The organism is Streptomyces flavofungini (assembly GCF_030388665.1).
In the GTDB taxonomy this organism is placed as follows: domain Bacteria; phylum Actinomycetota; class Actinomycetes; order Streptomycetales; family Streptomycetaceae; genus Streptomyces; species Streptomyces flavofungini_A.
In genome coordinates this window covers 8,793,459-8,809,356 of the sequence record NZ_CP128846.1, presented here as the reverse complement: position 1 = coordinate 8,809,356, position 15,898 = coordinate 8,793,459, and the positions used below count along the sequence as shown (strand labels likewise).

3 protein-coding genes are annotated in these 15,898 nt (G+C 75.7%); 1 reads left to right on the top strand and 2 read right to left on the bottom strand.

Translation table 11 applies throughout. The features are described from left to right. Positions 1 to 66 precede the first annotated feature (66 nt). Positions 67 to 13,203 carry a type I polyketide synthase gene (locus QUY26_RS38155; protein ID WP_289954954.1) on the top strand — a complete coding sequence of 4,379 codons (13,137 nt, stop codon included), beginning with the start codon at positions 67 to 69 and terminating at the stop codon, positions 13,201 to 13,203. 92 nt (positions 13,204 to 13,295) lie between these two features. Here QUY26_RS38155 and QUY26_RS38150 read toward each other — a convergent pair whose 3' ends face one another. Both QUY26_RS38150 and QUY26_RS38145 read right to left on the bottom strand, forming a co-directional pair. Further along, positions 13,296 to 14,348, bottom strand: coding sequence for a methyltransferase (locus QUY26_RS38150; RefSeq protein ID WP_289954953.1), 1,053 nt, complete (start codon positions 14,346 to 14,348; stop codon positions 13,296 to 13,298). Positions 14,349 to 14,534: 186 nt separating this feature from the next. Next, the gene (locus QUY26_RS38145) at positions 14,535 to 15,869 is read right to left on the bottom strand and encodes a cytochrome P450 (RefSeq protein ID WP_289954951.1); all 1,335 of its coding nucleotides are present in this window, start codon (positions 15,867 to 15,869) and stop codon (positions 14,535 to 14,537) included. Positions 15,870 to 15,898: the final 29 nt, after the last annotated feature.

Sequence of the window (15,898 nt, the reverse complement as noted above, 5' to 3'; positions counted from 1 at the left end):
TCACGGCCGTCCCAGCCACCCCGTGCCGCCGCACGGCATCCACCTAGACCGAGAGCGAGTAGAACCGTGTCTGCCGACCGCACGCGCACCGATGCCGGGTCCGCCGGGGAACCCCTCTTCCGTAGCGGCACGATTCCGCTGGTCGTCTCCGGGGCCACCCCGGCGGCCGTCCGCACGCGGGCCGAGCGGCTGCTCGCGCTCCACGCCGAGGACCGGCCCGCCGCGGCGGACCTCGGCCTGTCCCTGGCAGCCGCCCACGCCGCCGCCCGCACCGACACCGCGGGCGAGCACGCCGGGCGCGCGCCGACGTCGGCACGGCACCGCACCGTCCTGTGGGCCGACGACGAGGGGCAGCTCGTCGAGGAGTTGACGGCGCTCGCCGAGGGCGGCCGCAGCGCCACCCGGATCAGCGGGGTCGCCGGGACGCTCGACCGGACCGTGTTCGTCTTCCCCGGCCAGGGCGCGCAGTGGCTCGGCATGGCGGCCGGACTCCTCGACGACTCCGACGTGTTCCGCGCCTCCGTGGACGCGAGCACCCGCGCGCTCGCCCCGTACCTCGACTGGTCGCTGGAGGACGTGCTGCGCGGGACGCCCGACGCGGCGTCCCTGGACCGCGACGACGTGGTGCAGCCCGCCCTGTTCGCCGTGATGGTGGGCCTGGCCGAGCTGTGGCAGTCCTTCGGGGTGCGGCCCGCCGCGGTGCTCGGGCACAGCGTCGGCGAGATCGCGGCGGCCGTCGTCGCGGGCGGTCTGTCCCTGGAGGACGGGGCGCGCGTGGTGTCGCTGTGGAGCAAGGCGCAGGCGCGGCTCGCGGGCCTCGGCGGGATGATCTCGGTGACGGCCACGCGGGCGTACCTGGACACGAAGGTCGCGCGGTGGGGCGACCGGCTCGCCGTCGCCGCGGTCAACGGGCCGCAGTCCGTCGTCCTGTCCGGCGACCGCGACGTGGTCGACGCGGTCCTGGAGGAGCTGACCGCCGAGGGCGTGCGGGCCCGGCGCGTCCCCGTGAACCTCGCGGCCCACTCCTCGCACATCGAGGCCATCCGCGAGGAGATGCTGACCGGCCTCGCGCCGGTGCGGCCACGCACAGGGAATGTGCCCTTCCACTCCACCGCGACCGGCGACTACTTCGACACGGCCGGGCTCGACGCCGCGTACTGGTACGGCAATCTGCGCGGCACGGTGCTCTTCGAGCAGTCGACCCGCGCCCTGGCCGCGGACCACCACGCCTTCATCGAGGTCAGCCCGCACCCGGTCCTCACCATGGCGCTCCAGCAGACCCTGGACGACCTCGAGTCGGACGCCGTCGTGGTGGAGTCGCTGCGGCGCCGCGAGCCCGGGACCCGCCGGTTCCTCACGTCGGTGGCCCGCCTGCACGCCGGGGGCGCCGCGGTGGACTGGCGGCCCGCGTTCGGCCCGGACGCCACACCCGTCGAACTGCCCGCGTCGGTCCTGCCGTTCGCCGACCCGGTAGCGGACGCCGATGCTCCGCACGGTGCGGCGACCTCGTCCGAGGAGTCCGCGCAGGAGGCCGTGGCCCGCCTCCTCGACGTCGTACGGGTCGAGATCGCCGCGGTCCTCGGCCTCGACGCGGACGCCGAACTCGACGACACCGGGGCGTTCAAGGACCTCGGCTTCGACTCCGTGCGCGCGGTGGAGCTGCGCAACCGCCTGGTCGACGCCACCGGGATGCGCCTGCCGGTGACCGTCGTGTTCGCGCACCCGACACCGGAGCGCCTCGCCCAGCACCTCGCCGCGCAACTGTCCGGCACCGCGGATGCCACGAAGCCCACGGCGCCCGCGGCCCGGCGGAGCGCCGACGCGGACGAGCCCGTCGCCATCGTCTCCATGGCGTGCCGCTTCCCCGGCGACGTGTCATCGCCGGAGGACCTGTGGCAGCTCGTCGTGGACGAGCGTGACGTCATCTCAGGCTTCCCCGTCAACCGCGGCTGGCCCCTGGACTCTCTGTTCGACGGCGACCCGGACCGCGCGGGCCGCTCCTACACGCGCCAGGGCGGATTCCTGCACGACGCGGACCGGTTCGACGCCGAATTCTTCGGCATCAGCCCGCGCGAGGCCCTCGGCATGGACCCGCAGCAGCGCCTCGTCCTCGAGACCGTGTGGGAGGCCCTGGAGCGGGCCGGCGTCGACCCGGCCGCCCTGCACGACACCGACACCGGCGTGTACCTGGGCGCGCTCGCCCAGGACTACGGCCCGCGCCTGCACGAGGCGGACGACAAGGCCGGCGGGTACCTGCTCACCGGCAACTTCACCAGCGTCCTGTCCGGCCGCGTCGCCTACACCCTCGGCCTGCGCGGCCCCGCCGTCACCGTGGACACCGCGTGCTCCTCGTCCTTGGTGGCCCTGCACCTGGCCGCGCAGGCGCTGCGCGCCGGTGACTGCGAACTCGCGGTCGCGGGCGGCGTGACGGTGATGTCGAGCCCCGGCATGTTCGTCGAGTTCAGCCGTCAGCGCGGCCTGTCCCCGGACGGCCGCTGCAAGGCGTTCGCCGAGGACGCGGACGGCACGGGTTGGGCCGAGGGCGTGGGCGTACTGCTCCTGGAACGCCTCTCCGACGCGCGCCGCAACGGCCACGAGGTCCTCGCCGTCGTCCGCGGTTCGGCCATCAACCAGGACGGCGCCAGCAACGGCCTCGCCGCGCCGAGCGGACCGGCCCAGGAGCGCGTCATCCACGCCGCGCTCGCCGCCGCGGGGCTCGCGCCCGCCGACGTCGACGCCGTAGAGGCGCACGGCACCGGCACCCGGCTCGGCGACCCGATCGAGGCCGGTGCGCTGCTCGCCACGTACGGGCAGGGACGCGCGGACGAACAGCCCCTGTATCTCGGCTCGTTGAAGTCCAACATCGGGCACACCCAGGCCGCGGCCGGGGTCGGCGGCATCGTCAAGATGGTCCAGGCGATGCGGCACGGCACCCTGCCGCGCAGCCTGCACCTCGACCGGCCCACGTCGCACGTCGACTGGAGCGCCGGCGCGGTGCGCCCGCTGTCGCAGGCACTGCCCTGGCCCGAGACCGGCCGTCCCCGGCGCGCCGGGGTGTCCTCCTTCGGCATCAGCGGCACCAACGCGCACGTGATCATCGAGCAGGCGCCGGTGGCGGCCGCTGCGACCGGGGCGGTGGCCGGGGGCGGCATGGACGCCACGGGCGGGCTTGTCGTCACGGACAGCGCGGATGCCGTGAGCGGATCCGGCGGCACGGACGACGCGGTCGGCGTCGGCGGCTCCGGCGCAACCGACAACGCGGTCGGCGCCAGCGGTTCCGGTTCCACGGATGCCACAAACGGCAGGGACGCCACGGACGCCACGGACAGCAGGAACACCGCCGGCAGCCCCGCCCTCCCCCACACCATCCCCCAGCCCTGGCTCCTCTCCGGCCGCACCGAGGACGCCCTGCGCGCCCAGGCGGCCCGCCTGCACGCCTTCGTCACCGAGCACACCGACCAGGCCGACCAGGCCGAGGGTCCCGCGCGGCCCGCCCTCGCGGACATCGGTCTGACGCTCGCCACCGCGCGCACGCGTTTCGCGCACGCCGCGGCCGTGGTCGCGCAGGACCGCGAGGGCTTCCTCGGCGCTCTGGCGGCGCTGGCCGAGGGCGCGCCGTCCGCCGACGTGGTGCGCGGTCCGGTGGGCGCGGCCGGGGGCGGCCGGACGGCGTTCCTGTTCACCGGGCAGGGCAGCCAGCGCCACGGCATGGGCCGCGAACTGTACGCCTCCCAGCCGGTGTTCGCGGCCGCGTTCGACGCGGTGTGCGCGGAGCTGGACCGGCACCTCCAGGTGCCGCTGAAGGACGTGGTGTTCGCCGCGGACGACGCCCGGCTGCACCGGACGGAGTTCACACAGCCCGCCCTGTTCGCGCTGGAGGTCGCCCTGTTCCGGCTGCTCGAACACTTCGGGGTCACCCCCGACCGCCTCCTCGGCCACTCCGTCGGCGAGATCGCGGCCGCCCACGTCGCGGGCGTGCTCGACCTCGCCGACGCCTGCACCCTCGTCGCGACGAGGGGCCGCCTGATGCAGTCCGCGCGGGCGGGCGGCGCGATGACGGCCATCGAGGCCACCGAGGACGAGGTGCGCGAGGCCCTGGCCCCGTACGCCGGACGCCTCGACGTCGCCGCCGTCAACAGCCCCGGCTCCGTCGTCGTCACCGGAGACACCGACGCGGCCGCCGAACTCGCCGCCGCCTTCCGGGAGGAGGGCCGCCGCACCACCGACCTCAAGGTCAGCCACGCCTTCCACTCGCCGCACATGGACGGGGTCCTCGACGCGTTCCGCGAGGTGGCCGCCGGGCTGACATACGCGCCGCCGCGCATCCCCGTGGTCTCCAACGTCACCGGCCGCGTCGCCACCGCCGACGATCTCGCGGACCCCGAGTACTGGGTGCGGCACCTGCGGCACACCGTGCGCTTCGCCGACGGCGTCCGCGTCCTCGACGACGAGAAGGTCACGACCTACGTCGAGCTGGGCCCGGCGCCCGTGCTCGCGGCGATGGCCCGGGCCTGCCTCGGCGAGGAAGGCCCACGACCGGTCTCCGTACTGCACCCCGACCGGCCCGCCGCGCACACCTTCGCCACCGCGCTGGCCCACCTCGCCCTGCACGGGGCGCCCGTGGACTTTGACGCCCTGTTCCCCGGCGCCCGCAGGACCGTGCTGCCCACGTACGCCTTCCAGCGCAGCCGCTACTGGCTCGACACGCCCGCACCCACGGGCGACGCCACCGGCCTCGGCCTGGAGGCTGCGGGGCACCCGCTGCTCGGCGGCATGACGAGCCTGGCCGCGGGCGACGGCCTGCTCCTGTCCGGGCGGCTCTCGGCGCACACGCACCCCTGGCTCGCCCAGCACCTCATCGCGGGCTCCACCCTGGTGCCCGGCGCGGCCCTCGTGGAACTCGCCGTCGCCGCGGGCGACCGGGCCGGACTCGGCTGCCTGCGCGAACTCGTCCTCGAAGAGCCGCTGCGCCTGCCCGCCGACGGCATCCGCGTGCAGCTCACCGTGGGCCCCGCGGACGAATCCGGCGAGTGCTCCGTCGCCGTCCACTCGCGCCGCGACCAGGCCGCCGAGGGGGCCGCGTGGGGCGAGGGCGAGTGGACGCTGCACGCGTCGGGCGTCCTCGCCGCGGCCGGTGCGCCCGCGCCCGCGTCCGACACGCGGGAGAGCTGGCCGCCGCCCGGCGCCCGGCCGCTCGACCACGAGGGCCTGTACGCGCGCCTCGCCGACCTGGGCTACGCCTACGGCCCGGCGTTCCAAGGGCTGCGGGCCGCCTGGCGTTCGGGCCCGGAGCTGTACGCGGAGGTGGCGCTGCCCGAGGAACAGCACGCGGAGGCAGCCGAGTACGGCCTGCACCCCGCGCTCCTGGACGCGGCCCTGCACGCCCTGCTGCTCGGCGAGCCGGACGCACCGGGCGCGCTGCGCCTGCCGTTCTCGTACGACGGCGTCACCCTGCACGCGACCGGGGCCACCCGGCTGCGCGTCCGGCTCACCCCCGGCGAGGGCGACGGCGTCGTCCTGGAGGCCACCGACCCGGCCGGGCAGCCCGTGCTGACGGTGGACTCGCTCACGATGCGTCCGGTGTCCCTCGACCGGATCGCCGCCGGGGCCGGAACCGTCCGCGAAGGCCTGCACCTTGTGGAGTGGCACCCGCTCCCGGCCGTCGACGACGCGTCCCGCAGCGGCCGTCGGGCCGTCCTCGGCGACGGCGTGCCCGGCCTCACCGGCACTGCGTACCAGGACCTCGACGCCCTGGACGCCGCCCTGGCCTCCGGCGAACCCGCGCCCGACGTCCTCGTACTGCCCTACCGCACCCCCGAAGACCGGCGCGAAGAACCGGCGGAGACAGCCGCCGCGGTCCGCCGGACCCTCGCCGCCGTGCAGCGCTGCCTCGCCGACGAGCGGCTGCAGTCGACCACGTTCCTGTTCCTGACCCGTGAGGCGGTCGCCACCACGTCCGGCGAGGACGTCCACGATCTGCCCGGCGCCGCCGTGCACGGGCTGCTGCGCACCGCGTTGAGCGAACACCCGGGACGGTTCGCCCTCCTGGACGTCGACGCCGACGCCGGCACAGACGGCTCCGGCAGCTCCGGCGAGGGCCACGGCTCCACCGGGCTCGACGCGGCCGCCGCCCTCGCCGCCGCCGACGGGCTCCAACTCGCCCTTCGGGGCGGCACCTTGTACGCGCCCCGCCTGACCCGGGCGGCCGTCCCCGAGGACGCGGCGGTTACGCTCGACCCGGACGGCACCGTCCTGGTCACCGGCGGCACCGGGGGCCTCGGCCGACTCGTCGCCCGGCATCTGGCCGTCCGGCACGGGGTGCGGCACCTGCTGCTGTGCAGCCGCAGCGGGCACGCTCCCGAACTGGTCGCGGAGCTGGCCGGGTCCGGCGTCACCGCCACCGTCGTGGCGTGCGACGTCACGGACCGGGAGCGGCTGGCCGAGGTCCTCGCCGCCGTTCCGACGGAGCACCCGCTGACGGCCGTGGTGCACACGGCCGGTGTCCTCGCCGACGCCACCCTCGACAACCTGCGTCCCGACGACGTCGACCGGGTGCTCGCCGCCAAGGCCGACGGCGCCCGGCACCTGCACGAACTCACCGCGGAGCTGCCGCTCGCCGCGTTCGTGGTGTTCTCCTCGATCGCCGGCCTCCTCGGCAACCCGGGCCAGGGCGCCTACGCCGCCGCCAACGCCCATCTGGACGCGCTGGCCCAGCACCGGCGCGCCCACGGTCTGCCCGCGACATCACTGGCCTGGGGAATGTGGGACGCGGCGGCCGGAGGCATGGCCGCGGAGCTGTCCGACGCGGACGTCGCCCGCTGGGGCCGCAACGGCATCCTGCCGCTCTCGGCCGAGCGCGGCATGGAGCTGTTCGACGCGGCCCTGGCCTCGGGTGCGCCGCTGCTCGTCCCGGTCGAGCTGGACGTGGCGGCGCTGCGCGCCCCCGACGCGTCCCCGCCCGCGCTGCTGCGCACCCTGGCACCCCGCACCCGCTCCCGCCGCCGCGCCGCCGACAGCGCAGGGACCGGCGCGGACTCGTGGGCCGCGCGCACGGCCGCGCTGCCGGACGCCGAACGCCGGCGCGCCGTGCTGGACCTGGTCGCCTCGACGGTGGCCGCCGTGCTCGCGCTGCCGAGCGCCGCGGGCGTCGCCCCGGACGCGGCGTTCCGTGACCTCGGCCTCGACTCCCTCTCCGGTCTCGAACTGCGCGGCCGGCTCGGCACGGCCACCGGCCTCAAGCTGTCGGCCACCGTCGTCTTCGACCACCCCACCCCGTCCGCGCTCGCCGAGCACGTCGTGTCCCGGCTCGACCGGGCCCCCGCCGCCCGGCCGGACACGGCGCGGACGGCACCGGCCGCGGTCCACGACGACGACCCGATCGTGATCGTCGGCATGGCCTGCCGCTACCCCGGCGACGTCCGCACCCCGGACGACCTGTGGCGGCTCGTCACCGAGGGCACCGACGCCATCGGCCCGTTCCCGGAGAACCGCGACTGGGACGTCGAGAACCTCTACGACCCGGACCCCGGAAAGCCCGGCAAGTCCTACACCCGGCACGGCGGCTTCCTGTACGACGCGGACCGCTTCGACCCCGAGTTCTTCGGCATCAGCCCGCGCGAGGCGGCGGGCATGGACCCGCAGCAGCGCCTGCTGTTGGAGACCAGCTGGGAGGCCGTGGAGAGCGCGGGCATCGCGCCGACGTCCCTGCACGGCAGCCGTACCGGTGTGTTCTGCGGCGTCATGTACAGCGACTACACGTCGCGGCTTCGCGCCACGCCCGAGAGCGTGGAGGCGTACGGCTTCACCGGCAACTCGCCCAGCGTGGTGTCCGGCCGCGTCTCCTACACCCTCGGCCTCAAGGGGCCCGCCATCACCGTGGACACGGCGTGCTCCTCGTCGCTGGTCGCCACGCATCTGGCGGCACAGGCGCTGCGCAACGGCGAGTGCGATTACGCCCTCGCCGGTGGTGTCACGGTCATGTCGGCGCCCACCACGTTCATCGAGTTCAGCCGCCAGCGCGGCCTCGCCCCCGACGGGCGCTGCAAGGCGTTCTCGGGCACGGCCGACGGCACCGCCTGGAGCGAGGGCGCGGGCGTGCTGCTCCTCGAGCGGCTGTCCGACGCGCGCCGAAGCGGCCACGAGGTCCTCGCGGTCGTGCGCGGTTCGGCCATCAACCAGGACGGCGCGAGCAACGGCCTCACCGCGCCCAACGGCCCCTCCCAGGAACGGGTCATCCACGACGCCCTGGCCCAGGCCGGGCTCTCCCCCGCCGACGTCGACGCCGTCGAGGCGCACGGCACCGGCACCCGGCTCGGCGACCCGATCGAGGCACAGGCCCTCCTCGCCACGTACGGCCAGGACCGGGACCCGGGGCGGCCCCTGTACCTGGGCACGCTGAAGTCCAACATCGGGCACGCGCAGGCCGCGGCCGGTGTCGGCGGCATCGTCAAGATGGTCCAGGCGATGCGGCACGGCGTCCTGCCGCGCACTCTGCACGTGGACGAGCCGACGCCGCATGTCGACTGGGGCTCGGGCGCGGTGTCGCTGCTCACGGACGCCAGGCCCTGGGACGCGGGCGAGGCGCCGCGGCGGGCCGGGGTGTCGTCGTTCGGCGTCAGCGGCACGAACGCCCATGTCGTACTGGAAGAGGCGCCGGCTGTCGACGCCTCGCCCGCGGGCCCGCCCGGGCAGCCGGGGGCCGGGCAGGCCGAGTCCGGGATGTCCGCCGGGCCGGGGCTCGTGCCGTGGCTGGTGTCGGCGCGGGGCGCGGGGGCGCTGCGGGCGCAGGCGGCGCAGTTGCGTCCGCTCGCGGCCGGGGCGGGCGGGTCCTCCGTCGCCGCCACTGGAGCCGGTGGAGCGGGTGGGGCCGGCCAAGCCGCCGGAGGTGCTGGGGCCTTCCTGCGCGAGATGTCCGCCGAGGTCGCATCGTCCGACGCGTCCGCGCAGGCCATCCAGTCCGTCGCGGCTGTCGCGGCTGCCGCGTCCGCCGAGGCCGCCGGAGCCACCGGAGCCACCGAGGCCGTCGGGACCGCAGCGGCCCTCGACGCCGTCGGCCTGTCGGACCTCGGCCAGGCGGACCTCGACATCGGTCACTCGCTCGCCGCGTCCCGCGCCGCCCTCACCGACCGTGCCGTGATCCTCGCGGCCGACCGAGCGGAGCTGCTCGCGGGGCTCGACGCCCTGCGCGACGGTGAGTCGGCGCCGAACGTGGTGACCGGCGGCGTGGCGGGACCGGTGCGCACCGCGTTCCTCTTCACCGGTCAGGGCAGCCAGCGGCCGGGCATGGGCCGTGAACTCCACGCCCGTTTCCCGGTGTTCGCCGCCGCCTTCGACGAGATCTGCGACCGGATGGAGGCCGTCGCGGGCATCGACCTGCGGGCGCTGGTCCTCGCCGATGAGGGCAGCGACGAGGCGGCCCTGCTCGACGAGACGCAGTACACGCAGCCCGCCCTGTTCGCGGTCGAGGTGGCCCTGTTCCGGCTCGTGGAGCACTTCGGGATCACCCCCGACCACCTCCTCGGCCACTCCGTCGGCGAGATCGCGGCCGCCCACGTCGCGGGCGTGCTCGACCTCACCGACGCCTGCACCCTGGTCGCCACCAGGGGACGGCTGATGCAGTCCGCACCGGCGGGCGGCGCGATGACGGCCATCGAGGCCACCGAGGACGAGGTGCGCGAAGCCCTCGCTCCCTACGCCGGACGCCTCGACGTCGCCGCCGTGAACGGACCCACGTCCGTCGTCGTCACCGGAGACGTCGAAGCCGCCCTCGAACTCACCCGCGCCTGGCGGGACAAGGGCCGCCGCACGTCCCGCCTGCGCGTCAGCCACGCCTTCCACTCGCCGCACATGGACGGCGTCCTCGCCGAATTCCGCGCCGTGGCGGCCCGGTTGACGTTCGCCGCACCCCGCGTCCCGGTCGTCTCCAACGTCACCGGCCGGGTCGCGACCGCCGACGAACTGGCCGATCCGGACTACTGGGTACGTCAACTGCGCGGCACCGTCCGCTTCTTCGACGGCGTGCGCCACCTCACCGCGGACGGCGTGACCGCCTTCCTCGAGATCGGTCCGGACGCCGTGCTCACCGCCATGGTCCGCAGCAGCGAGGGCGAGGACGTCTCCGTCGCGCCGCTGCTGCGCCGCGGCCACGACGAGGTCCGCACCGTCACCACGGCGCTGGCCCGCAGCCACGTCGGCGGCACCCCCGTCGACTGGAGCGACTTCTTCCCCGGCGGCCGTACGGTGCCCCTGCCCACCTACCCCTACCAGCGCGAGCGGTACTGGCTGAGCGCGCCGACCGCCCCGGCCGCCCCCGCGGCGTCTGCGGGCCAGGGCCACCCGCTGCTCGACGACGGCGTGGAACTGGCCGACGGCCAGGCCCTGTTGTTCACGGGGCACCTCGACCCGTACGCCGAACCGTGGCTCGCCGATCACGTCATCGCCGGTTCCGTACGGCTGCCGGGTGCCGCCATGGCGGAGTTCGCCCTGTACGCGGCGCGGCGCACCGGTGCGGCGCAGGTGGCCGACCTCACCCTGGAACAGCCGCTGTCGCTCGCGGAGCCCGCAGCGGTCCAGGTCATCGTCGGCGCCCCCGCCGACGACGGCAGCCGCTCCCTCGCGCTCTACTCCCGGCCCGCGAGCGCGCCGGCCACTCCGTGGACGCGGCACGCCACCGGCGCGCTCGATCCGGACGGGGCCGCCGGGGTCGCCGGATCAGGCGCGGCCGGCGGGTCGACGGCGGCCGCGCGAGGTCCGGCCGACCTCACCGCCTGGCCGCCCCGGCAGGCCGCCCCGGTGCCGATCGACGACCTCTACGCCCGCCTCGCCGACCGCGGCTACGCCTACGGCCCCGCCTTCCAGGGCCTGCGTCGCCTCTGGCGCTCCGGGGCCGAGCTGTACGCGGAGATCGGCGCGCCGTCGGGCGCGCTCGGGACCGGGTTCATGCCGCACCCCGCCTCTCTCGACGCCGCCCTGCACTCCCTGCTCGGCGCCGCCCGGGACGACGATCGGCTCCTGGTGCCGTTCGCGTGCAGCGGCCTGAGGCTGCACAGCGAAGGCACCGCGGCCGCCGACTCCACGAGCGGCACCGAGGACTCCCCCCTGCGTGTGCTCATGCGGCACGGTGGCGGCGACACCTACTCCCTCCTCATCGCCGACGCGTCCGGCGCCCCGCTGCTCAGCATCGACACGCTCACCCTGCGCGAGCTGCCGCCCGGCACGGGCCAACCGGACGACAAGGCCGCCCTCTTCGCCCTGGGCTGGACCGAGCAGAAGCTGCCCGCGCCCGCTCCGGCGGGCGCCTGGGCCCTGCTCGGCGAGGGCACGGACGCGCTGCGCGACACCGTGCGGGCGGGCGGCGTGACCGTACGCGCCCACGCGGCCCTCGACGACCTGCTCCGCACGCACGACGACGGGGCCAGGACGCCCGATGTCGTCGTCCTCGCGCTCGGTGGGGCCGCCGCACACGGCGACCTCACCGGATCCGGCGCGCCCGGCCGACCGGGCGGAGCCAACGGGCCCGCGGCACACCGCGGATCCGACGCACCCGGTGGGTCCACCGAACCTGGCGGACCCACCGGGGCGGCCACCGCAGAGGTCCTCGAACTGATCCAGCGCTGGCTCACCGAGGACCGGTTCACCGCGAGCCGCCTCGTCCTGCTCACCCGGGGCGCGGTCGCCGCGGCCGACGGCGAGCACCCGGATCCGGCACGGGCCGCGGTGTGGGGGCTCGTCCGGTCCGCACAGGCGGAGCACCCCGGCCGGTTCACGCTCGTCGACACCGACGACCACCCCGACTCCGTGCGCGCCCTCGTACGGGCCGTCGCCTCCGACGAGCCCCAACTGGCCGTCCGCGCCGGTACGTCACTCGCTCCCCGGTTGCGCGAGCACCGGCCGGGCGCCGGCGCCGCCGTGCCGTTCGGCGCGCACAGCAACGTACTGATCACCGGCGGTCTCGGTGCCCTGGGCCGGGTCGTGGCGCGTCATCTGACGGAACTGCACGGCGTGCGCCGCCTCGTCCTGACCGGGCGGCGCGGCCTGGACACGCCGGGCGCCGAGGAGTTCGTGGCCAAGCTGGAGGCCGCCGGGACGCAGGTGACGGTCGCCGCCTGCGACACGGCCGACCGGGGCGCCGTGGCGGCGCTCCTGGACGGGCTCGAGCAGCCGCCGACCGCCGTGGTGCACTCGGCGGGCGTCCTCGACGACGTGCCCGTGGAAGGGCTCACCCCGCAGCGCCTGGACGCCGTCCTGCGGCCCAAGGCGGACGCCGCCCGGCATCTGCACGAGCTGACCCGGCATCTGGACCTGTCGGCGTTCGTCCTGTTCTCCTCCCTCTCGGGCATGCTCGGCACCGCGGGCCAGGCGAACTACGCGGCCGCCAACACCTTCCTCGACGCCCTGGCGCGGCAGCGGCACGCCGAGGGGCTGCCCGCCGTGTCGCTGGCGTGGGGCCTGTGGGCGGGCGAGGGGGACATGGCCGCGGGGCTCGGGAACACGGACCTGTTGCGCCTCTCGCGGTCCGGTGTCGCCCCGCTGTCCGCCGACGAGGGCCTCGCCCTCTTCGACGCGGCCGTGGCGGACGGGGCTCCGGTTCTGGCACCCGCCCGCCTCGACCTGAGCGGACTCGACTCCGGCGCGGTCCCGCCGGTCCTGCGGGCCCTCGCCCCGGCGGCGGCTCCGGCGCGGGCGGCCGCGGCACGGCCCACGGAGGCCCCGGCCGCGGTGCTGCGCGGCCGTCTCGCCGCGGCGCCGCACAAGGAGCAGCGGCACATCATCCTCCAGGCCGTGCGGACGGAGGTGGCCGCCGTCCTCGGGCACGCGGCGCCGGAGCGGGTCGCGGCGGCGAGCCGGTTCCAGGACCTCGGGTTCGACTCGCTGACGGCGTTGGAGCTGCGCAACCGGCTCAGCACGGCGACGGGCGTCCGGCTGCCCCCGACCCTGGTCTTCGACCACCCGAGCCCCGGCGCCCTCGCCGACCGCCTCGCCGTCGACCTGGCGGTTCCTGCGGGCGGACCGCTGGAGGTGTCGGCGGACGGCGGTGGGCCGTCCGGCTCGGAAGGGGCCGACGGGACGGAAGGGGCCCACGGGGAGGACGGGCCCGGCCATGACAGCGCCGTCGACGCGATGAGCACCGACGAGCTGGTGCGGCTCGCCCTGGGCGCCGACCCGGGTGACGCCGCGGGCACGGGCGGGGCGCCACTGGCGTAGACCACGACAACAGGGGCCCTGGTCCCGGGTGGCACCTCCCCCGGGACCAGGGCCCCTGTGCGTCCCGGGCCGCCCGCCGGACCGCCGCACCGTCAGTCGGCGGCGACCTCGGCCTCGATGGCGTGGAAGGGCGGGGCCTGCGGCAGCGGCGTGACGGACGTGACCGTGAACCCGGCCCGTCGGCAGACCTCCTCGAACTCCGCGCGGGTGCGTTCCCTGCCGCCGACGTTCACCAGCATGTTCAGATCGCTCAGGTAGACGCGCCCGGCGGTCTGCGGGTCGACGGTCTCGGGGAGGACGGGCTCCACGATCAGGACGCGGCCGCCGGGCGGCAGCGCCGCGCGGCAGTGGCTGAGGATCGTTACCACCTGGTCGTCCGACCAGTCGTGGACGATGCTCTTCATCATGTGGAGGTCGGCGCCTTCGGGTACCGAGCGGAAGAAGTCCCCGGCCACCAGGGAACACCGGTCGGTGAGCCCGTCCCGGCTCAGCGTGGCCGGGGCCTGGGCCAGGCCCTCCTCGGTGTCGTAGACGACGCCGGTGACGGCGGGGTGCTCCCGCAGCACGGCGCTGAGCAGCGTGCCGTCGCCGCCGCCGATGTCCATGACCGTCTTGAACCGCCCGAAGTCGACGGCGCCCGGCAGCGCCGCGGCGGTCTGCCGGGTCCCCTGGCTCATCGCCTTGTTGAACTCGGCCGACAGGTCCGGGTGTTGCTTGAGGTGACCGAAGAAGTCCGTACCGAAGACCTGGTCGAAGGCGATGTCGCCGGTGCGGACGCTGTCGTCCAGCCGCTCCCAGCCGCGCAGCATCATCGGGTCGGTGAACATCCGGGCGATGGACGCGAGGGAGCCGGGGCGCGCGGGGTCCAGGAGGGCTCCGGCGGGCGTGACGGCGAAGGTGCCCGCGGCGCGTTCCTCCAGCAGGCCCATGCTCGCCAGGGCGCGCAGCAGCCGTGCCATGGGCTGTGGGGCCGCGGCGGCCCGGGCGGCCACGTCGTCCGCCGTCGTCTCCTTGTCGCCGATCAGCTCGACCACGCGCAGGCGCAGGGCCGCGCGCATGGCCTGCGCCGCCACCCCTCCGAAGGCGTACTCGATGACCAGGCGTGCGTCGTCGGGAGTGGCCTCGCGAACCTCGTCGTTCGTCACTGTGTCTTCCCTTTCGCCAGGTGCGTCTTCTGCGTCACGCGGTACGTGGTGTGCGCTGCGGGACGGGTCCCGGGCCGCTCTCGGCGTGCGGCAGGACGCCGCCGGGCCGTGCCCCCGCCCTGGCCGGTTCCGGCCTGCTCGTGTGGGACGGATGTTCCCCGTCCCGCACGGGGGCCGTGCCCTGTCCTACGCGGGGCGGCGGGGGCTCACCCGCATGCGGATGTCGTCGGCGGCCCAGAGCACGAACCGCTCGACCGGCGTGACCTCGTGGCCCGGTACGGGCCGGAAGCGGAAGCGTTTGAGCAGGACGGCCAGGATCAGTTGGGCCTCGACCACGGCCAGGTTCGCGCCCTCGCAGCTCCGCGGGCCGATGCCGAAGGGGATGTGGGCGAGCCGCGGCCGTTTCGCGATCTCCTCGGGCGTGAACCGCCCGGGGTCGAACCGCTCGGGATCGGGCCAGTGCTCGGGGTTCATGTGGACGGCCCAGAAGGGGTAGAAGACCGTCGCCCCCGCGGGGATCTCGTAGTCGCCGACGACGAGGGCGTCGGTGGTCTCCCGGGCGCCGTAGGGTCCTGGCGGGTAGAGCCGCATCGACTCCTTGAGGACCATGTCCAGGTACGTCAGCCGGCGCAGGTCGGCGTAGTCGGGGGCGGCGCGGTCGCCGAGCACACGGTCCAGTTCGTCGGTGACGCGCGCGGCCACGTCGGGGTGCCCGGCGAGCAGGTGCAGGGTCCAGGAGACGGCCACGCCCGTGGTGTGGTGGGCGGCGAGGAGCGTCGCCATGACGGTGTCGCGGATCCGCGCGGGCGGTTCCCCGGCCTCGACGAGCGCCCCGATGAGGTCGCTGCGGTCGGCGCGGCCGTCGGAGCGGTGCGCCGCGACGACCTGGTCGACCGTCGCGCGCAGCTCGGCCAGGGCCGCTTCCGCGCGCTCGGCGCGTTCCTCCTGGGTGCCGGGGACGGGCACGTGGTAGAGCCGTCCCAGGTACTCGGTGAGGACGTCCTCGAACGCGGTGATGACGCGGTCGGGGTCGGCGGCGCCGGTGCCTCCGAGGGCGTACGCGCAGATCATCCGCAGGGTCAGGGCGGTGAGGTCCTTCTGGAGTTCGACGGGCTCGCCGTCGGCCCGCGCGGCCCAGCCGTCGGCGAGGTCCTGCGTCAGCGCGGTGAAGGTCGCGAAGTGCCGCTCGTGGGAGGGGCGGCCGGCGAACACCGACAGGAGGATCCGGCGCCACGGCGTGTGGTCGGCGGCCGGGATGACCTGGAGGTTGTCCGCCTCGCACAGCGGCGTGAGGAATTCGAAGAGCTGGTCCGGGCGTTCGTTGAGGTGCGCGGTGGCTTCGAGGAGCACGGGGTCGGCGACGGACACGGCTGTCTCCGCGCCGGGCAGTTGGAACCGCACGACGGGGCCGTACTCGGCGTGCAGCCGCAGTTGGTACTGGTGCAGACCGCCCGCCTCCGTGACGGCGCCCACACCGCCGTCCGGCCGGGGGTCGGGGCCCGGTATCTTCGTCATGCTCATGGCCGGAAATCCTCCTTGTGCAGCCGCCC